This window comes from Nocardia terpenica (assembly GCF_013186535.1).
Lineage (GTDB): Bacteria > Actinomycetota > Actinomycetes > Mycobacteriales > Mycobacteriaceae > Nocardia > Nocardia terpenica.
In genome coordinates this window covers 2,108,916-2,130,631 of record NZ_JABMCZ010000003.1, presented here as the reverse complement: position 1 = coordinate 2,130,631, position 21,716 = coordinate 2,108,916, and the positions used below count along the sequence as shown (strand labels likewise).

Genomic DNA, 21,716 nt, shown 5'->3' with positions numbered 1-21,716 from the left:
TATCCACCGTTTCTCCTGCTCTCGTCATACTTTCGTCATCGGTTCGCTCGGCCGAAAACGGCGGTCGCGGGCTTACGGTCGACTCCGTGACCGATGCACACGACGCACGGGACCTGACCGTGATCATCCCGTGCCACAACGAAGCCGGAGCGTTGCCAGGGGTCCTCGCCGCGGTTCCCGCCGGGTACCGGGTCATCGTGGTGGACAATGCCTCCACCGACGATACGGCGACCGTGGCCCGCGCGGCGGGCGCGACCGTGGTGGCCGAGCCGGTGCCCGGATACGGATCGGCCGTGCACGCGGGCGTCCGGGCCGCCGACACCGCCCTGGTTGCCGTGCTGGACGGCGACGGTTCCATGGACGCGGGTGAAATACCGTACCTGCTCGGCGATCTCGATCCGGGCGTGGACATGGTGGTCGGACGGCGGCGGCCGGTCGGCGCGCGCGCCTGGCCCTGGCACGCGCGGCTGGGGAACCTGCTGGTGGCCGGGCTGGTGCGCCACCGGCACGGGCTGCCGGTGCACGATATCGCCGCGATGCGGGTGGCGCGCCGGGATCGGCTGCTGGCGCTGGGGCCGCTGCATCCGCGCTCCGGATACCCGCTGGCGCTGCTGATCGGGGCGGCGCGGGCGGGATGGCGAATCGTGGAGCGCGACATCAGCTATCGGCCGCGCACCCACGGGGTGTCGAAGGTGTCCGGCTCGGTGCTCGGCACCGTCCGCGCGGTGCGCGACTTCTGGAGTGTGCGATGACCATCGAGGCAACCATGCTGGTGATCGCCAAGGCGCCGATCGCCGGATTCGCGAAAACCCGTCTCTCCCCGCCCTTTTCGCCGCAGGAAGCGGCCCGGCTGGCGGCCGCCGCGCTGCTCGACACGCTGACGGCGGTGCGCGACAGCGGCATTCGGCATCGGATGGTGGCCTGGACGGGTGAGCTGGAGCGGGCCGAATGTGCGGCGGAGCTGGCCGAGGCGCTGGCCGATTTCGAGGTGGTTCCACAGCGCGGCGACGGCTTCGGCGCCCGGCTGGCCAATGCGCACGCCGATGCCGCCCGCGCCGGACTGCCGGTATTACAGATCGGCATGGACACCCCGCAGGCGGGTCCGGACCTGCTCGCGGACTGTGCGACGGCGCTGCTCGACAGCGGCGACACCGTGCTCGGGCCCGCGACCGACGGCGGCTGGTGGGTGCTCGGCCTGACCGATCCCCGCCCGGCCCGGGTGCTGACCGAGGTACCCATGTCCACCGATACCACCGGGGTACTCACCCGAAGGGCCCTGTCCCGCTGTGGTTGTCGCGTCGGCGATCTGCCCGAGCTCTCCGATGTCGACACCGTCGCCGATGCGATCGCGGTGGGCGCGGAATACGACGGCCGCTTCCCCCGACTGCTCGACCGGCTGTACCCGCCGCGGTTGCGGACGACCGATGCGGGCCTGCTCGCGGATACCCGGGTGCCGTCGTGATCCGGCTGCGGCGCATCCCTCTCGACGATGACCTCCTGCTGCCGAAAAGCATTGCGGCACAGATCTCTCCGGCTCGCTCCCGCGCGGTGGCGGCCCGCGTGGGCCTGGTCCTCGGCCTGGCCATCGCGGTCTGTTTCCTCACCGGCCTGATCAGCCACTGGATCCAGCACCCACCCGCCGGGTTCTACTGGCCCGCCCGCCCGGTCTGGCTGTACCGGTTCACCCAGGGCACCCACGTAATATCCGGCGTCATCGCCATCGCCCTGCTCCCGGTGAAACTCTGGTCGGTCTTCCCCCGCCTGTTCGCCCGCCCCCTGCTCGGCAACCCCCTGCATATGCTGGAACGCGGCTCGATCGCAATCCTCATGGGCGCAATAATTTTCGAGCTGGCCACCGGTTTGCTGAATACCGCCCAGTGGTATCCGTGGCGCTTCTTCTTCACCACGACCCACTACGCCATGGCCTACGTCGCCATCGGCGCGGTCGCGGTGCACTTGGCGGTGAAGCTTCCTGTCATCCGTGCTGCCCTGAGCCGTCCACTGTCGGAACGAGAGCCGGAGCAGGACGGGTCTCGATCTCGGAAGGAACCGAAATCACCTGCCGCGCGGGGTATTTCACGACGAAATCTGCTGGGGATCGCGGGGGGCGGCGCCGTCGTCGGTGGCTTGGCGGTGGCGGGGCAGGCGGTGCCGTTCTTGCGCTGGGTTTCGGTGTTGGCGGCGCGGACCGGGGATGGGCCGCAAGGGGTTCCGGTCAATCGAGCGGCGGTGGAGGCGGGGGTCGAGCGGGCGGCCAAGGATCCGGGATATCGGTTGCGAGTGACGGTGGGGGGAAAGGCGCGGGAGTTCGGAATCGAGGAGTTGCGGCGGATGACGCAAACGGGGGCCGATCTGCCTATCGCGTGCGTGGAGGGGTGGAGTGCGGGGGTGCACTGGAGTGGAGTGCGGTTGCGGGATCTGCTGGGCGCGGTGGGTGAGTATCGCGGCGGCAGTGTGCGTTTCGGCTCGCTGGAGCAGGGTGGGCTGTATCGGGAGTCGGTGCTGCCGCATCCGCATGTGGTCGACGACGCGACGCTGGTGGCGCTGCGGCTCAATGGGGAGGAGCTGAGCCTCGACCACGGCTATCCGTGCCGCTTGATCGCGCCGAACCGGCCGGGAGTGTTACAGACCAAATGGCTTTCGCGCATCGAGGAACTGGCATGACGATCGTTCGAGTACTGCTCGCGCTGGCGGGCGGCTGGGCCGTCTGGTACGGCGCCAGCCTGCTGTGGCCCATGACGCCCACCGATCTGCGCAATGTCGCCCTCTGGTTCATCGGCGGAATCCTGCTGCACGACGCGCTTTTCGCGCCGCTGTGCGCGGCGCTCGGCTTCGCCGCCCGGCGCACACTACCGTCGGCGTGGTGGACACCGCTGGCCTACGGCGCGGCCTGCACCACGACCCTGCTCCTCATCGCCGTGCCCGTGATCGGCCGCGAACACGCGCTGCCGAACAACCCATCGGTGCTGAACCGCCCGTATCCGTGGGGCCTGGTGGCGGCGCTCGCACTGCTGTGGTCGCTTGTCGCACTGGACATTCTGCGCCGCCACCGCGCCCGGCGACCCTCCGCCCCGACTACAGCGCGGATTCCAGCGCCGCGATGAGGCCCACCGCGCGCGGATCCTCCGCTGCCTCGACGATATTGTTGGTGACGTAGGCGAAGGCGAGACCCCGTGTGGGATCGGCGAATCCGAGGGATCCGCCGCGGCCCGGATGGCCGAAGGAGTGCGGCCCGCCGAGGATGAAACCCTCGCTCGGCAGCATGTACCCGCAGGCGTACCGATCCGGGATCATCGTCACCCGGTCGATGCCCGCCGCCTGCTCGGCGGTGGCGTCGGCCAGGGTCTCGGCGGTCAGCAGCCGCACGCCGTCCACCTCGCCGATCAGCGCGGCATAGATCCGGGCCAGCCCGCGCGCGGTGCCGATGCCGTTGCTGGACGGGATCTCCGCGGATTGCACTGCGGCGGAGGTGAAGTCGATATCGGGATCGGTCACCGCGAACGCGCGGTTGAACAGCGAATCCGGATCCTGTACCGCCGCCACCAGCGGCCGCAGCTCCTCCGGCACCGCCTCGAGCGGGACGCTGCTCAGGTCGAGCTTGGGCGCGAAGACCAACCGCGCCACCCGATCCCGCTCGGAATCCGGCAGGCCGATGAAGAAATCGGCCCCCAGCGGGCCCGCGATCTCCTCGGCCACGACCCGGCCCACCGACCGCCCGGACACCCGGCGGATCACCTCGCCGACCAGCCACCCGAACGTCCGCCCGTGGTACCCGTGCGCGGCGCCCGGCGTCCACACCGGCCGCTGCGCCGCCAGGGCCGCGACCATCGGATCCCAGGCCAGCGCGTCCTCGACCGGCACCGGTCGGTCCAGCGCGGGCAATCCGGCACGATGCGCCAGCAGCCAGCGCACCGGAATCTCCTGCTTGCCCGCCGCCGCGAACTCGGGCCAGTACGACGCGACCGGGGCGTCGAGGTCCAGCACACCGCGCTGGGCCAGCAGATGCGCGGCCGTGGCGGTGACGGCCTTGGTCGCCGAATACACCAGGACCATGGTGTCGCGCTCCCACGGCCGCCCGGTCTCCGGATCGGCCGACCCGCCCCACAGGTCCACCACGGGCCGCCCGTCCCGATAGACGGCGACGGCGGCGCCGATATCCCCGTGTCGCTCGAAGTTCTCGGCAAACGCCGCACGCACCGGCTCGAATCCCGGGGCCACCGTTCCGTTGATCGTCATGCCTTCATCGAACACCGCCGCCACCACCGTGATTCCGCATCTCGGCGTCCGGCGATCCGCCCATCATGCGCAGCATGGGAATTCCGCCGGTGCGGACGAAGCGAAGGACCAGCAGCGCGGCCAGGATCCCGAAGACGATGTTCAGCCAGGTGGTGTAGTTCCAGCGGATGCCCTCCGCCAGCACCGTGGCAGTGCGCTGCTTCGGGACGAGACCCGTTGCGCCGAACAGGATTTCGATCAGATATCCGGCGCCCACCATGGCCGCGTAGAAGGTGCCCAGCAGGGTGAGCATCATGCGGGTGCCGTAGTACTTGCGATAGATGTTGAGGATCGGCAGGATCAGCAGGTCGGCGAAGATGAACGCGGTCACGCCGCCGAAGCTGATGCCGCCGTTCCACAGCACCGCCGCCAGCGGCACATTGCCGATGGAGCAGACGAAGGCCGCGATCGCGACCACCGGACCCACGATCGGGCCCCACACCGCCGACAGCACCGGATGATCGGTCAGAAAGAAGTTCTGCCAGAACGATTCCGGCACCCACGCGCCGATCGCGCCCGCGATGAGCAGGCCCACGATCAGGTCGCGCAGGATGGCGGCCCACTCCATCACGAACACGTGCGACACCGCGGTGTAGCCGCGCGGCGACAGCAGCCGCCGCGGGAACGAACCCTCCCCGGTGACCGACATGTCCATGGCCGCATGGCCTTCCATCGATCCGGCCAGTCCCCGATCGGCCTGCGCCCGCGCCGCCTCCACCAGCCGCGACCGCACGAAGAGCCGGAACAGCACCGCCACCAGCACGATCATGATCGGCCCGCCGATGAACTCGGCCGCGGTGAACTGCCAGCCCATCAGCAGCGCCAGAATGATGCCCAGCTCGACGACCAGATTGGTGGAGCCGATCTCGAAGGCCATGGCCGCGGTGAAGTTCGCGCCCTTGCGGAACAGCGAGCGGGCCAGCGCCACCGCCGCGTACGAGCACGACGAGGAGGCGGCGCCCAGCACCGAGGCGAGGGCCAGCGTGCGCGGCCGATCATCGCCGAGCAGCCGCACGATGGTGGACTTCCGCACCACCGCCTGCACCACGGCCGACAGCGTGAACCCGAGAATCAACGCCCACAGGATCTCCCACGTCATGGACCCGCCAGCGCCAGCGCATGCCCGATCGCGCCCATCTCGACCTCCTCTCGCTCCCGCGGCTTCGTCGTGCACCAGTCGCGAAGGTATACCCCTATAGGGTATTCGGTCAAGAGCTGACGCCGCCGACCGCGTCAGATCCCCCTCAACCGAGGCACCAGTTCGGCCACCCGCTCGACGTACTCCACCGGATCCCGGTCCGGCATGATGTCCAGCTGCGTAATGCCCAGCGCCGCATAGCGTTCCGCGTCGGCCATGAAGGCGTCGCGGTCGTCTACGGAGCCGAGGTAGGTGGCGGTCTTGCGGATGGCGTCGTAGTCGCGGCCCTCGGCGTCGCAGTGCTTGCGCAGCACGTCGAGCTTGTGGGTGACGTCCTCGACCGTGGAGGCGAACAGGTTGCAGGCGTCGGCGTAGCGGGCGACGAACAGCAGGGTCTTGCGCTCGCCGCCACCGCCGACCAGGATCGGCGGCCGCGGGCGGCTCAGCGGCGCGGGCACGCACAGGGTTTCCGCCAGCTGGTAGTGCTTGCCCTGGTACGGCCCGTTGTTGTCGCTCCACATCTGCAGGCAGATCTGGAGCGTCTCCTCCAGGCGTTCGAACCGCTCGCCCATCGGCACCAGCGGTACGCCGAGCGCACGCTGCTCGCGCTCGTACCAGGAGGCGCCGATGCCCAGTTGGGCCCGGCCGCCGGACAGCACGTCCAGCGTGGTGACGATCTTGGCGAGCAGGCCGGGATGCCGGTACATCACGCCGGTCACCAGCACCGCCAGCCGCATCCGCTCGGTCAGCGCCGCCACATACCCCAGGGTGGTGTACGCCTCGAGCATCGGCTCGTCGGCGGTGCCGCGGTGCTCCATCTGGAAGTAGTGGTCCATCACGGTGAATTCGGCGAACCCGGCCTGCTCCGCGAGCCGCGCGGCGGCGCCGAGCGTGGCCGCGGTCCGCGCCGTATCGGCCGGTGTGGAGAAGTTCCAGTAGTGCAGACTCAGATCCATAGCTCCTCTTCCTCCCGTGAGGCGGGAAACGGGGCGGGTGACCCCCGTCACCCGATCACCCTATCCCGCCGACCCACCAGCACGCCGCCCACCAGTGCGAGTGCCCCAGGATCACCGCGAAAATGCCTGCGCCCCAGGACAATCCGATGGCATCGCCGAGGTATCCGGCCGTCACCGGCAGCACCGCGGCGGGAAGGTAGCCACCCACGTTGAGGGCGGCGGCTCGGCCCGCCGGGCATCCGGGCGAACAGCAGCGTGAGCCCACCCAACTGCCCCAGCCCCCTGACCGATACCGGCCGCCAGCACCGCAAGTGTCAACGCGATCAGCAACCCCGCCGCCAGCGCCGCACCGAGCGTCAACGTTCCGGCCGAGATCCCGAGCCGGGCCCGCCACACCGGATACAGCGGGGTCGCCGCGTTGGACAGCACGAACACCGCCATGACCGGCCAGGCGGCGAGCCAGATTCGCCAGGCCGGGGTGTCGAGGAGAGCCGCGGCGCGCGGCGGGTCGGGGAGATTCGCCTGGAGATGGTGCTGGGTGCGCTCGCCGATCCGCTGCGCATGGGCATCGTCCGGCATCTGCTGCCGCATGCCGAGGACTACGACCATACCTGCGGCTGGTTCGGCATCCCCCGCCCGAAATCCTCACTCACCCACCACTTCCGGGCCCTGCGCGAGGCGGGCGTCCTCCGCCAGCGCCAGTACGGCCTGGAACGCCGCAGCCAGGTCCGCATCGACGATCTGGAATCCCGCTTCCCCGGCCTGCTCGACCTGGTCGCCGACCGGACTCCCGCCGAGTGACGAGAATCACCGGGGCCCTGGGTTATTCGAATTCCGCCCGGTGAGTCTGTGTCCAGGAGCGGAAGTTTCGGGGCGGTCGGCCGGTGAGCCGCTGCACATCGGGGTGGATCACCGAGGTGAAGGATGCGAGCGCACCCGCTCGGAGGGCCATGACGGCGTCGGCCATATCGGCGGACATGCCGGTGGCGATCAGTGCGGCGCGGGCCTGCTCGGGGGTGTTCTCCACGAATCGCAGGGGGCGGCCCAGGGTTTCGGCCAGGATGGCGGTCTGGTTGGCGGCGGACAGCGGCTCCGGGCCGCTGAGGGTGTAGATCCGTCCCTCATGTCCGGGTCGGGTGAGAACGGCCACGGCGACGGCGGCGATGTCTTCGGTGTCGATGACGGCGATCCGGCCCCGGCCGTAGGGCGCGTACACGGTGTCCTGTTCCCGGACGGTCCGGGCCCAGTGCAACGCATTGGCCATGAATCCCAAGGGGCGCAGCATCGTCCACGCCACGCCGCTGTCCCGCACCGCCCGCTCACCGGCGCGATGCCACTGCGGGATGGGGTCGGTCGCCGTCTCGTCGCCCACCCGGCCGGAGGACAGCTTCACGATGTGCGCCACCCCGGCGGCCGCCGCGGCCTTGGCGAGATTCGCGTCGTGCCTTGGTATTTCGGGTCCGGTGGATACCAGCAACACCCGCTCGACACCCGCCAGCACCGTCCCCAGCTCCCCGGGCTCCCCCAGATCCGCCCGCACCACCTCGACCCCGCCGGGCAGCCCCGCCGTCTCGGGCCGCCGCGTCACCGCCCGCACCGGCACACCCGCCGCGCACAACAGATCGACCACCACCCGTCCGACGGTCCCGGTCGCTCCGGTCACGAGAATCATCAGGCCACTCCTCCACTCACGATCCGCGGGACACCTCCCGCGGCCCACCCAGCTTCCGGCCGCCGCGCGGATCGAGCCACCCACTCGGGCGATTCCGCTCGAATCCTCTTCACCGCGATGAATTTCCGAGCCGAACTTCCATGCGGGCGGGAGATCCCGGCCAAAAGCATGCCGGGATCAGTGAAGTGGCGGCCGGGAGAACTGAAGTGGCATGCCGGGATGACCGAAGGGCGGGCCGAGACGACCGAAGAGGCACGCCGAGACAATCGAAGGAGCAGGCCGGGACAACCGAAAAGACACACCGAGACAACCGAAGGAGCAGGCCGAGACAACCGAAAAGACACACCGAGACAACCGAAGGAGCAGGCCGAGACAACCGAAAAGACACACTGGGAAAACTGAAGGGCAGGCCGGGGACGACTGAAGAGGCACGCTGGGAAGACTGAAGGGGTGGACCGGGACGAGTGAAGAGGCATGCCGGGGAGGTTGGGGAGGCGGGCTGATGGGCGGGGCTGGCCTTGGGGAGGGGGCTGGCATTATGGCGCGATGACTCGGTATGACACGACGGGGCGGACGTATGGGCGGACTCGGCGGGCGGATCCGCGGGTGGCGGGGGCGGTCGAGGGGGCGTTGCGGGGGATGGGGTCGGTGGTGAATGTGGGGGCCGGGAGTGGGTCTTATGAGCCTGGGCGGACCGTGGTTGCGGTGGAGCCGAGTCGGGTCATGATCGGGCAGCGGGGGGGTGGGGGCGGCGCCGGTGGTGCAGGGGGTGGCCGAAGCGCTTCCGCTGCGGGCGGATTCGGTGGATGCCGCGCTCGCGGTGCTGACCGTGCACCACTGGTCGGATCCGGGGCGGGGCATTGCCGAGATGAAGCGGGTCGCCAGGCACCGCCTGGTGGTGCTCACCTGGGATCACAGCGTGTTCCGCGAATTCTGGCTGCTGCGTGAGTATCTGCCCGCCGCGAGCGAGTCGGACCGCATGCTCGCCGTGCCGCTGGCGGAGCTCACCGAGGCGCTGGGCGAGGCCACCGTCACCCCGATTCCGGTGCCGCACGACTGCGTCGACGGATTCGGCGGCGCGTTCTGGCGGCGGCCGGAAGCTTACCTCGACCCGACCGTGCGCGCCGGTATGTCCCTGCTCGCCCTCACTCCGGAATCCGCACTGGCCGAGGGCCTTTCACGACTGCGCGCCGACCTGGACAGCGGCGCCTGGGCCGCCCGCCACGCCGACCTACTCGCCCGCCCCACCCTGGACCTCGGCTACCGTCTGCTCACCGCCGAGCTCTGACGTATCCCGTTTCGCCGCACCGCCTTCCGTCCGCGGCGGATACCACCACAGCAGCGGCACAACGATCGCCGCCGCGACGAACAGCGCCACCGCCGTGCAACCCATGGCGACGGTGAAGCCGTGGAAGAAGGCCGCGTCGCCGTGCGCGGCGGCGCCGGGAAAGGCGGCGACGACCGGCACCAGGATGCCCAGGCCGAGGCCGAAACCCAGTTGGGCCATCGCGTATTTCACCGCGCTCACCGTCCCGGCCCGATTCGGCGGCGCGGCGGTCATGATCACCACCGACTGGGGGTTCTGCGCCCACATCACCCCGAAGCCGATCACCGCACCGGCCACCGAGTAGACCCACAGGTCGGTGCCGCGGTCGACGGTCGTCAGCAGCAGCGCGCCCACCCCGCAGCAGGCCAGCCCGGACGCGCACAGCAGGCGCGCCCGCCGCCCCGCCTCCTGCGCCTGACCGGACAGCACCGCCCCGAGCACCATGCCCACATACAGCGGAATCGACACCACCACCACGGTCATCGCCGACCGGCCCCGATGATCCTCGAGCAGCGTCGCCGTCTGCAGAATGTAGGCGGCATGGGCGAAGCCGACCATCACCCCGGTCAGGCAGGCCCCGGCGAACGCGGCGGAGGCGAACAGCCGCAACGGAAGCGCCGGGGCGGAGCTGCGCCGCTCGCACCGCACGAACGCCACCAGGGCCACCGCGGCGAGCACGACGGCGACGAGCACGACCGGACTGCCCCAGCCGCGCACGGCCGCCTGCCCGAGCGCACCGATCAGCGCGAACAGCGCGGCCGCGGCCAGCAGCACCCCGGCGCGGTCGAAGGGGCGCGGCTGCTCGGCCCGCGAGTCCGGCACCAGCAGCCACCCCGGCACCAGCAGCGCCGCCGCGAGCACCGCGATCATCAGATACCCTGCGCCCCAGGATATCTCGGTGATGAGCGCGCCACCGACCACGGCCCCGGCCAGCACCGCCAGCGCCTGCGCACCGAACCAGAGCCCGAAAACGTGCGGCAGTTCGCGCGGGAAGACCAGGGCGGGCAGCATGGCCAGCGTCGTGCCCAGCCCGGCCGCCGTGCTCACCCCGGTCACCATCCGCCCCAGCACGAAAACCACGGCATCGGTCGACCATGCGGTGATCACCCCGCCGACGACCATGCCCGCCACCCCGCCCAGCAGCACCCGGCGCCGCCCGAACAGATCGCCCAGCACCCCGGCCCCGAGCAGGCACGCCGACAGCATCAACGTCCCGATTCCGGAGGCGATCGACGCGACCGCGGGCCCCAGCCCGAACTCCTCCTCGACCGCGGGCATGGCGATGGCGTGGATAACCGAATCGATGCTCATCAGGCAGGCGAGCGCCGTGACGGCACTCAGCGCAATGCCTCGTCGATGCCCCCACCCTTGCGTCTTCCGCGGCCATATCTGCGGAGCAGGGGTTTCGCTCATGGCACGACGCACCCTTTCGCGAGTCGAAGGCAACGTTTGCTGACATATTGCCAACGACTCGCTCTGGATGCGGTAACCCGCGGGGGCGCGTCGACCCCCTTTTCAGATTCTCAGCCGACGTTCAACTGCGGCCGCCGCCCGGCGCTGCCGTAGCGGGCGCGTGCCTGCTCGGGCGTCACGGTGACGGGCTCGAGCGGCACCCCCGCGTCGAGGTGTTCGCGGTACAGCCGCGCCGTCACCGGGCCGATGCTCGACCGCAGCACCGCCAGCTTGGCTCGCTCGCCGCCGAGCACCGCGACGGCGATCCGCCCCGCCGGGCGCACGGCCGCGTCCAGAATCGCGAACTGATCGAAGCCGCCGACCTCGCGCATCCACCGCGGCAGCGTCGCGATCACCGCGGGCGCGACGATCCGGCTACCGCCCCACAGCCGCAATCCCTTGTCCCACGGCGTGCGCAGCAGATAGTGCATGCCCCGGTGCGCCCGCTCGGAACTGCACAACCGCGGCTTGACGGCGGCGAAGTACTCGCGCACCTCCGCCCGCGAGCGCGGCACGTCCGACGGCATGCAGGTCTGAAGTTCCGCCGCCACAGCGCATTCGGCCCAGTACCGCCGCTCTTCCTCGGGATCGAGCGGGCCCGGACCGAACATCTCGTAGCACTTGAGCACGCTGTGCCAGCCGGTGATGTGAATCCACAACTGCGACTGGGGATTATTGGCGCTGTAGCGCTTGCCGGTGATCGGCTCGACGCCGGTTGCCTTGGCGTGCACCTGCATCAGATGTTCCGACGCCTCGATCGCCATCCGGCCGTCCCCGACCGCCGCGATGAGGAAGTACGCGAAGGTGTGGTCGAGCCGCCCGCGCGGATCGGAGTAGATGCCGCCGACGTCGGCGACCGCGGCGGTCAGATCCGGATCGAAGTGTTCGAGCACCACCGCGCGCTGGAAACCCAGCAGCGCCGTGGGCGCGGTCCACACCTTCCAGGTCGGCGAGCCCGGCCCGAAGAACCCGTAGTCGACCTCGCGGATCGCCCGGGCCGGCGCGTCGAATTGCGGTCGGCTGCCTGCGGTGGTCATCGCTGCGCTCCTTTGCACGGTCCGCTATCGGGTAGCGATTCATACACGAGCGTAGCATTTGCCGTTCAGCGCGGCTTGAGCCGACCGGCCGCGATCAGCACGTCGTAGGCCGCGGCCTTGCGGGGGCAGGTCGCCACCGCGCAGTCGAGGTGCTGCTGCATGACCCGATGGGCCTCCGGCACCTCGAGCGGATGATCGGGCGCCCCGTGCCGCAGCGTCGGCGCGGCCACCGCGAGCACGGGGGCCCGCTCGGCGCTGATCCGCCGCCGGATGTCGGCGACGCTGCGCCCCTGCGGAACCCGTTGCGGGCGAACGCTTATCAGCACCGCGCCCAGCACGCCGATCATGACCATGGTCGCGGCGAACACCTGCAAGCCGCCCATTATTCGACCTCCATGAGATGTAGAGACATGTCGTTGACTCCCACCTGCGCGGCGTTCAGCCGCTCGGCGAGCGCGGCACCGGCCGCCTCGTCGGTGGTCCAGACGCTCGCGCACGGCCCGAACGCCTCGTTGGCCAGCGCGATCACCCGCTCCCGGTTCTCGACCCGCACGACGGGCAGGATCGGACCGAGGGTCTGCTGGGTCAGCACGCGCATGGTCGGCTCGGCGTCGACGAGCACCGTCGGCTCGAAGACGTGCCCGCCGCCGGTGCCGCCGAGCCGCACGATGGCGCCCTTCGCCCGGGCGTCGCGCACCTGATCGTGGACGTAGCGCACGTGCGCCGAGGAGGTCAGCACCGCGCCGCGCAGCTCGCCCGGATCGGTCGCGCCGTAGGCCGTCACCGCGGCCACCAGCCGCTCGACGAAGGCGTCGTAACCCGCGGACTCGACGAAGACGCGCTCGATGCTGCGGCAGGTCTGCCCGGATTCGGCCAGCCCGCCCAGCGCGATCGCCGCGGCCGCGGCTTCGGGGTCGGCGTCGGCCAGCACCACGGCCGCGGACTTGCCGCCGATCTCGAGGCGGCACGGCACCAGTCGCGCGGCCGCGCGCAGCGCGACCACCCGGCCGATCTCCGGGGACCCGCTGAAGTGCACGTAGTCCGCGCCGTCCACGACGGTCGGCCCGGCCTTGTGCCCGGCCACGAACTGCAACACCGGCGGCGCGCCGATCTGCGTCCAGCCGGCGAGCACCGCGCGCACGGTCAGCGGCGTCACCGACGACGGCTTCACCACCACCGCCGACCCGGCCAGCAGCGCCGGCACGGCGTCGAACAGCGTGGAGGCCAGCGGATAGATCCACGAGGTGAGCACCCCGACCACCGCGCACGGGCGATAGGCGATGGCCAGATGCATCGAGGCGCTGGGCATCCGATTCCGCCGCAGCCGGTGCGGGCCGAGGAAGTCGGCGCCGCGGGTGCGGTGATAGTCGAGAGCGTCGATGCCGAACCGGAATTCGCGCAATGCTTCAGCAACCGACTTCCCGGTTTCTGCCGCGAGCGAGGCGGTGATCGCCTCCTCGTTCGCCAGCAACCAATCCCGGAATCGCGTCAACCAGCGCACACGCCCCACCGCACCCATTGTGCGCCAAGCTGTTTGCGCGTCGCGTAGGCCGCCGATCACCGCCCGGACCCGGTCGGGTGTATGCATTGGCAACGTGCCGAGTGTCCGCCCGTCGTCGGGCGCGGTCACGGTGATCCAGGCATTTCGGGCGGCGTCGGGATGGGCGGACAGCATGCGATGGTCTCACTCCGAGGCAGGCTGGACATGACGGGTCCGCACCACGATTGCGCAGGTAGTGGGCAATGTGGACGAATGCCCGACTCGAAAGGGTGCGCCGATCGCGGTGCGGCATGGGAGAAACCGTATGGCTATCGTGAAGTCTCAACCAGCGCGCATTGGGCCAGAAATCGGCGAATATGGGACGCTCCCAGCAAACTTACTTTGAAGTAAGACCAACGTACGCTGTGGATTTCGCAGCGCAGCAGGCCGAATTCTGCGACGATTCCAGGGTGGACGAACCTGCGCACGTGCGGTCGATCACCGGCGCGGCATTGCTGACCGACTACGCGGTATCGCGCGGTCTGACCATGCCGGCGATTCTGCGGCACACCGGTATTCGAGAACCCCAATTGCAGGATCCGAGTGCCGAAATCACCCTGGATCAGGAATTCACGCTGATGCGCAACGTGGTCCAGGGCGTCCGGGACGAACCCGGTCTCGGCCTCATGGCGGGTTTACTGTGCCATCCGCCGTCGCTGGGCGTGCTGGGTTTCGCCATCATGAGCGCGCCGACGCTGCGCCGCGCCGCGGAGATCGCGCTGCGCTACGCCGACCTGTCGCTCACCGTGGCCCGGCACGCGCTGCTCGACTACGACGACGAGGTGTGGGTGGTGCGCGACGACCACACCGTCCCCGAGGATCTGCGCCGCTTCACGCTGGAACGCGATCTCGCCGCCATCGCCACGCTGCAACAGGACCTGATCCCCATGCGGGTTCCGGTACTGCGGGTGGAGGTCACCGTCTCGCCGCATCCGGTGTACGAGATGTTCGGCGCCATGCTCGGCGTGGACAATATCGTCTTCGGCTCCGCCCGCTCGATCATGGTGTGGCAGGCCAGCGCGCTGGAAGTGCCGCTCCCCCAGGCCAATACGGCCACCGCCCGGTTCTACGAGAAGCAGTGCGCGGACCTGGTGCAGCGCCGCCGCACCCGCAACGGCGTCAGCGGCCGGGTGCGCGATCTGCTGATCCGGCACGGCGGGGTCACCGATCAGGCCCGCATCGCGGCCGACCTGGATCTCAGCGTGCGCACGCTGCGCCGCCGACTCGCCGAGGAGGGCACCACCTTTCGCGAGCTGAGCAACGAGACCGTCGGCATGCTCGCCGAAGAACTCCTCGTCGCCGGGCTCACCGTCGAGCACGTGGCCGACCGGCTGGGCTACGCCAGCGTCTCGGCGTTCACCGCCGCCTTCCGCGCCTGGAAGGGCCAGTCCCCCGGCCATTTCGCGCGCGACCATCGCGGCCGCGCCTCGTCACGGGTCTAGCCCGTGCCGACACCGCGGGCGATCACCGGTGCGGCCATGCTGGCCGACTTCGCCGTCTCGCGGGGCGCGGCGCTGCCGACCATCCTGCGGCACACCGGCATTCGGGAGGATCAGCTCCGCGACCCGAACGGGGAGATCACCCTCGCGCAGGAGATGGCGCTCACCCGCAATGTGGTAACCGAGGTGCACGACGAGCCCGGCCTGGGCCTGATGGCCGGATTGCTGTGTCACCCACCGAGTCTCGGGGTGCTGGGGTTCGCCGTCATGAGCGCGCCCACCCTGCGCCGGGCCGTCGAGATCGCGCTGCGCCACGCCGACCTGCTGTTCACCGCCGCGCGCTACCGCCTGGACAGGCACGGCGAGGAGCTGCGGCTGGTGCGCGACGACCAGGCCGTGCCCGACGATCTGAAACGCTTCGTCCTGGAACGGGATATCGCGGCGATCGTCACCATCCAGCAGGACCTGATCCCGGTGCGGGTGCCCGCGCTGCGCGCGGAGGTCGCGCTGCGGCCGCATCCGGTGTACGAGATGTTCGGCGCCGTCTTCGGTTCCGATGCGATCGTGTTCGAGGCGCCGCGCTCCATGCTGGTGTGGCACGCCACCACGCTCGACACCCCACTGCCGCAGGCCAATTCGTCGACCGCACGGTTCTACGAGCAGCAGTGCGCCGAGCTGATCCAGCGCCGCCGCGAGCGGAGCGGGATCGGCGGCCGGGTGCGCGAACTGCTCGTCCAGCGCGGGCGCTACGCCGATCAGTCGCACATCGCCGCCGCGCTCGGCGTCAGCGTGCGCACGCTGCGCCGCCGACTTGCCGAGGAGGGCACCACCTTTCGCGAACTGAGCAACGAAACCGTCGGCCTGCTCGCCGAGGAACTCCTCGTCGCGGGGCTCACCGTGGAACAGGCGGCCGAGCGGTTGGGGTATGCCAGCGTATCGGCGTTCACCGCCGCCTTTCGCGCGTGGAAGGGACAGTCGCCGGGGGTGTTCGGGCGGGCCAACAGGGGGCGGGTCTCGGCTCGGGCGTGAGGTCCCGGCCAAAAGCATGCCGGGAACGGGACGAGAAGCATGCCGGGAACAGGAGGAGAAGGCGGGCCGGGAACAAGAGGAGAGGGCGGGCCGGGAACGGGACGGGGAAGCGGGCCGGGAACGGGACGGGAAGCATGCCGGGAACGGGACGGAAGGCCCCTCTTGCGCGGGACTTGTGACCTGTTCGTCATCCGGCAAATCAGGGGCTAACGCTCTTGGTCGTCTTATGCTGCGGCCATGACAACCAGCACAGAAGGAGTTCACGAGGGTCCGCTGTATCTACTGGCCCGCGGCGCGTGGCAGTCCCTGCTGGTCATCGGCATTCTGTCGGTGGTCATCGGGATCATGGTTCTGGTCTGGCCCGGTCCGACGCTCGTCGTGGCGGGCATTCTCTTCGGTGTCTACCTGCTGGTCTCCGGCATTCTGCAGGTGGTCGCGGCATTCGGTCCGCACGTCGGCGGCGGCTGGCGGGCGATGTCGCTGATCAGCGGCATCCTGTCGTTCATCCTGGCCTTCTTCTGCCTGCGCAGCATCGGCGATTCGATCGTGCTGCTGGCGCTGTGGGTCGGCATCAGCTGGATGTTCCGCGGGATCGCGGGACTGGTCGTCGGGGCGGAGGCGCCCCGCGGCCTGCCGGGCCGGGGCTGGACCGTCTTCTACGGCATCCTGCTCGTGCTCGGCGGTATCGCACTGGTCCTGTGGCCCATCCACTCGATCGCGGTGCTCACCCTGGTGGTCGGCTGGTGGCTGATCTTCATGGGCGTCATGGAGGTGATCTACGCCTTCCAGGTCCGCACCACCGCAAAGAAGGTACCGACCAATCTGTGACCGTCGGCCCCGGCCAAAAGCATGCCGGGGCCGACGGGTTCCGTCTGTGCCGGGGCCTACGAGTTCCGGCCGCACCGGGGCCGACGGGTACCAGGCCCCGACGTGCAGGCGTCATTCAGGCCCCGGCGTGCAGGCGTCATTCAGGCCCCGGCGTGCAAGCTTCACTCAGGCCCCGGCGTGCTTTTGGCCGGGGCCCACTGATTCCCGTCATTCCCTGCTACCGTCGTTGTGCTGATACTCCCTGCCTCGAGGAGCCACATCATGGGCATCATCACGATGATCATCATCGGACTCATCGCCGGCGCGGTTGCCCGCCTACTCGTTCCCGGTAAGGAAAATTTCGGCATTCTCGGCACGATCGTGCTGGGTGTGATCGGCGGCTACGTCGGCGGCACCCTCGGCAGCATGGTGTTCGCGCCGCACAAGTTCAGCGTCCACCCGCCCGTCCAGCACTCGTTCCTCGGCGCCATCGTCGGCGCCGTCATCCTCCTGGTGATCTACAAGTTCGTCCGCGCCCGAGCCTGAAAAAGGCGTTGCCCCCGCCACATACAGTGACTGTATGAGGATTTGTGTCTTTCTGTCCGCGGCCGATCTCGACGCGCGTTACACCGCGGCGGCGCGCGAGTTCGCTCAGCTGCTCGGCAAGGACGGCCACACCCTGGTGTGGGGCGGCACCGACGCGGGGCTGATGAAGGTCGTCGCGGACGGCGTGCAGGAGTCCGGCGGGCGCCTGGTCGGCGTCTCGGTGGAATTCCTCGCCCACAAGGCCCGGCCGAATGCCGACGAGATGATCGTGGCCGCCGACCTGGGCGAGCGCAAGGCACGGCTGCTCGCCCTGGCCGACGCGGTGGTGGTGCTGGTCGGCGGCACCGGCACGCTGGACGAGGCCACCGAGATCCTGGAGCTGAAAAAGCATGGGCTGAACCGGATGCCGGTGGTGGTGCTCAATACCGCCGGGTTCTACGACGGCCTGCGCGGGCAGCTCGAGCGCATGCAGGCCGAGGGCTTCCTGCCGCGCCCGCTGACCGATCTGGTCCACTTCGCCGACACGCCCGCCGACGCCCTGGCCTACCTGGAGGCCGCGGGCGCCGACGCGCGCTGACCGCGCTCAGCCCAGGTGCCGGCGCCCGTGCAGGATCGTCATGATCTTGGCCATGGCGGCGTCGGCCTTGGCGGTGCGGTCGAAGGTGGTCAGCGCCATCAGCGGCGCGAACCGTTGCCGCGCCACCGCATGCGCGTAGGTGAACTCGCGCAGCCCGTCCGGTCCGTGGATGCGGCCGAAGCCGGAGTCGCCCACCCCGCCGAACGGCAGCGACGGAATCTGCGGGATGGTGAAAACCGCGTTCACGCTGACCATTCCGGCGCGCAACCGGTCGGCCAGCTCGCCGCCGCGGGCCTTGGAGTACACCACCGCCGACAACCCGTAGCGAACGGCATTGGCGCGCTCGACCGCCTCGTCCATATCCGCCACCGGCGCGACGGTCAGCGTGGGCCCGAAGGTCTCCTCGGTGACGGCCAGGGCGTCCTCGGGCACGTCGACCAGCACCGTCGGCTGCACCACCTGACCGGAGATCTCCGCGACCCCGCCGGTGAGCACCCGGCCGCCGCGGGCCACCGCGTCCTCGAGGTGGTGCAGGATCACGCCCACCTGTTTCGGCATGGTGATCGGGCCGATCTTGGCGGCGTCGTCGATCCCGGCCCGCAGCCGCCGGGCCCGGCCGGTGAGCTTGTCCACGAACTCGTCGTATACCTGCCGGTGCACGTAGACGCGTTCGGTCGCGATGCAGGACTGCCCGGCGTTGGCCATGCCCGCCCACAGCGCCGCGTCCACCGCGACATCGATATCGGCGTCGGCGTCCACGAGCAGCGCGTCCTTGCCGCCGCATTCGGCGACCATCGGGGTCAGCGACTCCGCGCACACGGCCATGACCTTCTTCGCGGTGGCGGTGGATCCGGTGAAGGCCACCTTGTCGACCCCGGCGCGGCACAGCGCGGCGCCGGTGCTCGCGTCGCCGGTGAGCAGTTGGAACACCGGCTGTTCCGGCACCACCTCCGCGAACATGTCCACCAGCCACCGGCCCACGCCCGGGCTGTACTCGCTCGGCTTGAACACCACCGCGTTCCCGGCCGCCAGCGCGTACACGATGGAGCCGAGCGGGGTGAACACCGGATAGTTCCACGGCCCGATCACGCCGACCACCCCGAACGGCCGATACTCGATCGAGGCGGCGTGGTTGAAGGTCAGCGGCCCGACCCGAGCGCGCCTGCGGCCCAGCACCTTCGGCGCGTTCCGGCCCGCCCACTTCAGATGGTCGAGCACGAGCGCCGCCTCGAGCGCGGCATCGGAGTACGGCTTGCCGGTCTCGTCGTGGATGACCGCGCCGAGCTGCCGCAGCCGCCGGGCGATCACCCCGGCGAACCGCGAAAGCCGTTCGGCGCGACCGGCATAACCGAGCCCGGACCACCATCGGAAGGCGTCGCGGGCCCGCTCGACCGCGGCGACGGCATCGGCCGCGGACTGGATCGGATAGCTGCCGACCACCTCGCCGGTGCCGGGGTTGCGCACCTCGAACACGGGTAGCGGGGTGACGGCGGTGTTCTCGTGCAGGGAGGTCATCGGCCGCTCTCCTTCGCAGCGGGGACGGTCGCGGCCGTCCGGCCGCGAACCAGATCGGCGGCCTTCTCGCCGATCATGACGGTGGGGGCGTTGGTGTTGCCGCGCGCGACCCGCGGCATGATCGAGGCGTCCACGACGCGCAGGTTGTCCACGCCGCGCACCCGCAGTTCCGGGTCCACGACGGCGGTTTCGCCGGAGCCCATGGCGCAGGTGCCGACCGGATGGAACAGCGTCTGGGTCCAGCGTTCGACGTGGGCGCGCAGCCCGTCCTCGGTGACGGCGTCGGCGGCCGGAAGATACGGCCGCTCCAGGTATTTCGCCAGCGGCGCCCGCCGCGCGATGTCCAGCAGCAGGCGCACGCCCGCCAGCAGCGTGTCCAGGTCGCGCGGATCGGTGAGATAGCCGGGGTCGATCTCGGGCTGCCACAGCGGATCCGCCGACCGCAGCCGCACCCGGCCGCGGCTGTGCACCTCGACCAGGGTGGCGCCGGCGGTGAACATCGGCGCGATGTTCTCGTGCAGCCCGTTGTCGTAGAACGCCGTCGGGGCGACGTGGAACTGCATGTCAGGCGCGCCCGAATCGCTTGTCACGGTGGTGAATCCGCCGCCCTCGCCGATATTGGACACCAGCGGGCCCCGGCCCAGCGCCTGCCACTGCGCCAGCCGCAGCGGCGTCTCGAACGCGGCCAGATCGGAGGTGGCGCGGGTGAACCACAGCATCGGGGTGACCGGGTGGTCGTGCAGGTTCTCGCCGACGCCCGGCAGGTCGACCACCACGTCGATGCCGGTCTCGCGCAGGTGCGCGGCCGGACCGATGCCCGAAAGCAACAGCAGCTGCGGCGAATTGATCGAACCGCCGGACAGCAGCACCTCGCCGTCGGCGTATGCCGCGTGCTCCGCGCCGTCGCGCAGGTAGGCGACGCCGATCGCGCGGGGGCCCGCCAGCAGCACGCGGGTGGCGTGCGCGCCGGTGCGGACGGTGAGGTTCGGGCGCGAAAGGGCCGGGCGCAGATAGGCGTCCGCGGTCGACCAGCGCCGTCCGTTCCGATTGGTGACCTGATAGCGGCCGACACCGAGCTGATTCGGGCCGTTGAAGTCGTCGGTCCGCGGCAGGCCCGCCGCGACCGCGCCCGACACCCAGGCGTCGGTGAGTTCGTGGGTGTAGCGCCGGTTCTCGACGTGCAGCGGTCCGGCGGTGCCGTGATACGCCGTGCGCAGCCCGGTATTGGTCTCCGATTTCACGAAGTACGGCAGCACATCCCGGTAGTTCCAGCCGGTCGCGCCGTAATCGCGCTCCCAGCCGTCGTAGTCGGCGCGGTTGCCGCGGATGTAGATCATGGCGTTCATCGACGAGCATCCGCCGAGCGCCTTCATCCGCGGCCAGTACGCGCGTCGCCCGCCGAGCTGCTTCTGCGGCGTGGTCTCGTAGCGCCAATCCCAGTGCGTGCGGATGAGTGTGCCCCATGCCGCGGGGATGTGGATCTCGTCGGCGTCGTCCGCGGGGCCCGCCTCCAGCAGCAGGACCGAGACCGCCGGGTCCTCGGTGAGCCGGTGGGCGAGCACGCATCCCGCGCTTCCGGCACCGACGATGATGTAGTCGAAGGATTCTCGATCGGTCATGGTGACCCTCCAATGCCCGCGCACAGCACGACCTCACCCATTGTCACGCGAGGACGCCGGTCCTTCGCCCGGAACGGGTCGATCGGGACTATCGGTGGGCCATCGGGCGGCGTGGTGGGTCGGTGTCAGATGCCCAGGGCCGGAAGGTCGCCGGGCGCGGCGCCGTTGGCCAGGAAATGTTCGGCCGGGACCTCGATGAACAGGACCCGGGCGCGGGCCACGACGGAACCGTCCAGTTCCAGTTCGGCGGTGATGCGCAGCTTGCGGCCCGCGCGTTCGTCGAGCCGCGAGCGAACGGTGAGCGTGCGGCCGATCGGCACCGGCGCGTGATAGGAGACGTCGAGCTGCGCGGTGACAGCGGGCAGACCCAGCGGCAGCAGCGCCGAACCGGCGGTCTCGTCCAGGGCGGCGGCCACCACGCCGCCGTGCGCCACACCGGGCGCGCCCTGATGCCGTTCGTCCAGCGTCAGCACGCCGACGATCCCGTCCTGCGCGCGGGTGAAGGCGATGCCCAGCCCCGCGGAATTGCCCGGCCCGCAACCGAAACAGCGGTCCTGATGCGGCGGCAGCGAGGCGCCGGTGTGGTCCTCGGGCAACGTCGATGTCACGTGCCCGACGGTATGTTTCGCGCGTCGACGGTGTCAACACGCGCGCAAACGGCCAGTTCGACATCGTTTTTCGGAGAAGTGCTGCACTGGCCGCCGATCCGGCGATGAATACCATGGAAGACGACGTCGAGGACGACGGGTGATTCATGGTGGTGACCGAGGTCCACACGGGGGGCACC

General features: G+C 70.1%; 22 protein-coding genes and 1 pseudogene. 11 read left to right on the top strand and 12 right to left on the bottom strand.

Going from position 1 to position 21,716, the window contains the following annotated elements:
• Positions 1-86 precede the first annotated feature (86 nt).
• The 4 genes from HPY32_RS31440 to HPY32_RS31425 are packed head-to-tail and all read left to right on the top strand — an operon-like array spanning position 87 to position 3,104.
• Positions 87-752: a glycosyltransferase family 2 protein gene (locus HPY32_RS31440; protein ID WP_067578288.1), complete on the top strand. Its 666-nt coding sequence runs from the start codon at positions 87-89 to the stop codon at positions 750-752.
• Positions 749-1,462 carry a TIGR04282 family arsenosugar biosynthesis glycosyltransferase gene (locus HPY32_RS31435; RefSeq protein WP_067578286.1) on the top strand — a complete coding sequence of 238 codons (714 nt, stop codon included), beginning with the start codon at positions 749-751 and terminating at the stop codon, positions 1,460-1,462. Before HPY32_RS31440 ends, HPY32_RS31435 begins: the two co-directional genes overlap by 4 nt.
• 38 nt (positions 1,463-1,500) lie before the next feature.
• Positions 1,501-2,664: a molybdopterin-dependent oxidoreductase gene (locus HPY32_RS31430; RefSeq protein ID WP_067584449.1), complete on the top strand. Its 1,164-nt coding sequence runs from the start codon at positions 1,501-1,503 to the stop codon at positions 2,662-2,664.
• Positions 2,661-3,104 (top strand): hypothetical protein, encoded by a 444-nt coding sequence (locus tag HPY32_RS31425; RefSeq protein WP_067578284.1) that lies wholly within the window; start codon positions 2,661-2,663, stop codon positions 3,102-3,104. Before HPY32_RS31430 ends, HPY32_RS31425 begins: the two co-directional genes overlap by 4 nt.
• Here the strand turns inward: HPY32_RS31425 and HPY32_RS31420 are convergent.
• The 4 genes and pseudogenes from HPY32_RS31420 to HPY32_RS44080 all read right to left on the bottom strand — a co-directional run bounded on the left by HPY32_RS31420 (position 3,076) and on the right by HPY32_RS44080 (position 6,948).
• Complete coding sequence (locus tag HPY32_RS31420) at positions 3,076-4,236, bottom strand: serine hydrolase domain-containing protein (RefSeq protein WP_067584446.1); 1,161 nt, start codon at positions 4,234-4,236, stop codon at positions 3,076-3,078. The genes HPY32_RS31425 and HPY32_RS31420 overlap by 29 nt on opposite strands.
• A gap of 4 nt (positions 4,237-4,240) precedes the next feature.
• A pseudogene (locus HPY32_RS31415) lies at positions 4,241-5,412 on the bottom strand (permease).
• 96 nt (positions 5,413-5,508) lie between these two features.
• Positions 5,509-6,369 (bottom strand): LLM class F420-dependent oxidoreductase, encoded by an 861-nt coding sequence (locus HPY32_RS31410; protein WP_067578280.1) that lies wholly within the window; start codon positions 6,367-6,369, stop codon positions 5,509-5,511.
• Positions 6,370-6,540: 171 nt separating this feature from the next.
• Positions 6,541-6,948, bottom strand: a complete 408-nt coding sequence (locus tag HPY32_RS44080; RefSeq protein WP_197696339.1) for a hypothetical protein — start codon at positions 6,946-6,948, stop codon at positions 6,541-6,543.
• Between HPY32_RS44080 and HPY32_RS31400 the strand changes: the two genes are divergently transcribed.
• The gene (locus tag HPY32_RS31400; protein WP_231951317.1) at positions 6,931-7,170 is read left to right on the top strand and encodes a helix-turn-helix domain-containing protein; all 240 of its coding nucleotides are present in this window, start codon (positions 6,931-6,933) and stop codon (positions 7,168-7,170) included. The two genes, HPY32_RS44080 and HPY32_RS31400, sit on opposite strands and share 18 nt — an antisense overlap.
• A gap of 22 nt (positions 7,171-7,192) precedes the next feature.
• On the opposite strand, the gene HPY32_RS31395 is transcribed toward HPY32_RS31400, so the two are convergent.
• Positions 7,193-8,041, bottom strand: a complete 849-nt coding sequence (locus tag HPY32_RS31395; RefSeq protein WP_067578278.1) for an SDR family oxidoreductase — start codon at positions 8,039-8,041, stop codon at positions 7,193-7,195.
• Between the two features lie 769 nt (positions 8,042-8,810).
• Between HPY32_RS31395 and HPY32_RS31390 the strand changes: the two genes are divergently transcribed.
• Entirely contained in the window at positions 8,811-9,329 is a 519-nt protein-coding gene (locus tag HPY32_RS31390; protein WP_309247559.1) for a class I SAM-dependent methyltransferase, read from the top strand.
• Here HPY32_RS31390 and HPY32_RS31385 read toward each other — a convergent pair.
• The 4 genes from HPY32_RS31385 to HPY32_RS31370 all read right to left on the bottom strand — a co-directional run bounded on the left by HPY32_RS31385 (position 9,273) and on the right by HPY32_RS31370 (position 13,532).
• The gene (locus HPY32_RS31385; RefSeq protein ID WP_082870587.1) at positions 9,273-10,781 is read right to left on the bottom strand and encodes an MFS transporter; all 1,509 of its coding nucleotides are present in this window, start codon (positions 10,779-10,781) and stop codon (positions 9,273-9,275) included. The two genes, HPY32_RS31390 and HPY32_RS31385, sit on opposite strands and share 57 nt — an antisense overlap.
• 110 nt (positions 10,782-10,891) lie before the next feature.
• Entirely contained in the window at positions 10,892-11,857 is a 966-nt protein-coding gene (locus HPY32_RS31380) for an oxygenase MpaB family protein (RefSeq protein ID WP_067578275.1), read from the bottom strand.
• Between the two features lie 65 nt (positions 11,858-11,922).
• On the bottom strand, positions 11,923-12,240 hold the full coding sequence (locus HPY32_RS31375) for a hypothetical protein (protein WP_067578273.1): 318 nt from the start codon (positions 12,238-12,240) through the stop codon (positions 11,923-11,925).
• On the bottom strand, positions 12,240-13,532 hold the full coding sequence (locus tag HPY32_RS31370; RefSeq protein ID WP_067578271.1) for an aldehyde dehydrogenase family protein: 1,293 nt from the start codon (positions 13,530-13,532) through the stop codon (positions 12,240-12,242). The genes HPY32_RS31375 and HPY32_RS31370 overlap by 1 nt, the downstream gene beginning before the upstream one ends.
• 275 nt (positions 13,533-13,807) lie before the next feature.
• On the opposite strand from HPY32_RS31370, the gene HPY32_RS45045 reads away from it, so the two are divergent.
• The 5 genes from HPY32_RS45045 (at position 13,808) to HPY32_RS31345 (ending at position 17,795) form a co-directional block, all read left to right on the top strand.
• Positions 13,808-14,839: an AraC family transcriptional regulator gene (locus tag HPY32_RS45045; protein WP_067584437.1), complete on the top strand. Its 1,032-nt coding sequence runs from the start codon at positions 13,808-13,810 to the stop codon at positions 14,837-14,839.
• 3 nt (positions 14,840-14,842) lie between these two features.
• Positions 14,843-15,865 (top strand): AraC family transcriptional regulator, encoded by a 1,023-nt coding sequence (locus HPY32_RS31360; RefSeq protein WP_067578269.1) that lies wholly within the window; start codon positions 14,843-14,845, stop codon positions 15,863-15,865.
• Positions 15,866-16,102: 237 nt separating this feature from the next.
• Positions 16,103-16,693, top strand: a complete 591-nt coding sequence (locus HPY32_RS31355) for an HdeD family acid-resistance protein (RefSeq protein ID WP_067578267.1) — start codon at positions 16,103-16,105, stop codon at positions 16,691-16,693.
• 261 nt (positions 16,694-16,954) lie between these two features.
• Positions 16,955-17,218 carry a GlsB/YeaQ/YmgE family stress response membrane protein gene (locus HPY32_RS31350; protein ID WP_067578264.1) on the top strand — a complete coding sequence of 88 codons (264 nt, stop codon included), beginning with the start codon at positions 16,955-16,957 and terminating at the stop codon, positions 17,216-17,218.
• 34 nt (positions 17,219-17,252) lie between these two features.
• Positions 17,253-17,795, top strand: coding sequence for an LOG family protein (locus HPY32_RS31345; RefSeq protein WP_067578262.1), 543 nt, complete (start codon positions 17,253-17,255; stop codon positions 17,793-17,795).
• A gap of 6 nt (positions 17,796-17,801) precedes the next feature.
• Here HPY32_RS31345 and HPY32_RS31340 read toward each other — a convergent pair whose 3' ends face one another.
• The 3 genes from HPY32_RS31340 to HPY32_RS31330 all read right to left on the bottom strand — a co-directional run bounded on the left by HPY32_RS31340 (position 17,802) and on the right by HPY32_RS31330 (position 21,537).
• Positions 17,802-19,310, bottom strand: a complete 1,509-nt coding sequence (locus HPY32_RS31340) for an aldehyde dehydrogenase family protein (RefSeq protein ID WP_067578260.1) — start codon at positions 19,308-19,310, stop codon at positions 17,802-17,804.
• The gene (locus HPY32_RS31335) at positions 19,307-20,929 is read right to left on the bottom strand and encodes a GMC family oxidoreductase (protein ID WP_067578258.1); all 1,623 of its coding nucleotides are present in this window, start codon (positions 20,927-20,929) and stop codon (positions 19,307-19,309) included. The genes HPY32_RS31340 and HPY32_RS31335 overlap by 4 nt, the downstream gene beginning before the upstream one ends.
• 125 nt (positions 20,930-21,054) lie before the next feature.
• Positions 21,055-21,537, bottom strand: coding sequence for a PaaI family thioesterase (locus tag HPY32_RS31330; protein ID WP_067578256.1), 483 nt, complete (start codon positions 21,535-21,537; stop codon positions 21,055-21,057).
• Positions 21,538-21,716: the final 179 nt, after the last annotated feature.

Coding starts and splice junctions, on each gene's coding strand:
- HPY32_RS31435 (WP_067578286.1), top strand. CDS start 749: ATGACCATCGAGGCAACCATGCTGGTGATCGCCAAGGCGCCGATCGCC.
- HPY32_RS31425 (WP_067578284.1), top strand. CDS start 2,661: ATGACGATCGTTCGAGTACTGCTCGCGCTGGCGGGCGGCTGGGCCGTC.
- HPY32_RS31420 (WP_067584446.1), bottom strand. CDS start 4,236: ATGACGATCAACGGAACGGTGGCCCCGGGATTCGAGCCGGTGCGTGCG.
- HPY32_RS31410 (WP_067578280.1), bottom strand. CDS start 6,369: ATGGATCTGAGTCTGCACTACTGGAACTTCTCCACACCGGCCGATACG.
- HPY32_RS31400 (WP_231951317.1), top strand. CDS start 6,931: ATGGGCATCGTCCGGCATCTGCTGCCGCATGCCGAGGACTACGACCAT.
- HPY32_RS44080 (WP_197696339.1), bottom strand. CDS start 6,948: ATGCCGGACGATGCCCATGCGCAGCGGATCGGCGAGCGCACCCAGCAC.
- HPY32_RS31395 (WP_067578278.1), bottom strand. CDS start 8,041: ATGATTCTCGTGACCGGAGCGACCGGGACCGTCGGACGGGTGGTGGTC.
- HPY32_RS31385 (WP_082870587.1), bottom strand. CDS start 10,781: ATGAGCGAAACCCCTGCTCCGCAGATATGGCCGCGGAAGACGCAAGGG.
- HPY32_RS31380 (WP_067578275.1), bottom strand. CDS start 11,857: ATGACCACCGCAGGCAGCCGACCGCAATTCGACGCGCCGGCCCGGGCG.
- HPY32_RS31375 (WP_067578273.1), bottom strand. CDS start 12,240: ATGGGCGGCTTGCAGGTGTTCGCCGCGACCATGGTCATGATCGGCGTG.
- HPY32_RS31370 (WP_067578271.1), bottom strand. CDS start 13,532: ATGCTGTCCGCCCATCCCGACGCCGCCCGAAATGCCTGGATCACCGTG.
- HPY32_RS31355 (WP_067578267.1), top strand. CDS start 16,103: ATGACAACCAGCACAGAAGGAGTTCACGAGGGTCCGCTGTATCTACTG.
- HPY32_RS31350 (WP_067578264.1), top strand. CDS start 16,955: ATGGGCATCATCACGATGATCATCATCGGACTCATCGCCGGCGCGGTT.
- HPY32_RS31345 (WP_067578262.1), top strand. CDS start 17,253: ATGAGGATTTGTGTCTTTCTGTCCGCGGCCGATCTCGACGCGCGTTAC.
- HPY32_RS31340 (WP_067578260.1), bottom strand. CDS start 19,310: ATGACCTCCCTGCACGAGAACACCGCCGTCACCCCGCTACCCGTGTTC.
- HPY32_RS31335 (WP_067578258.1), bottom strand. CDS start 20,929: ATGACCGATCGAGAATCCTTCGACTACATCATCGTCGGTGCCGGAAGC.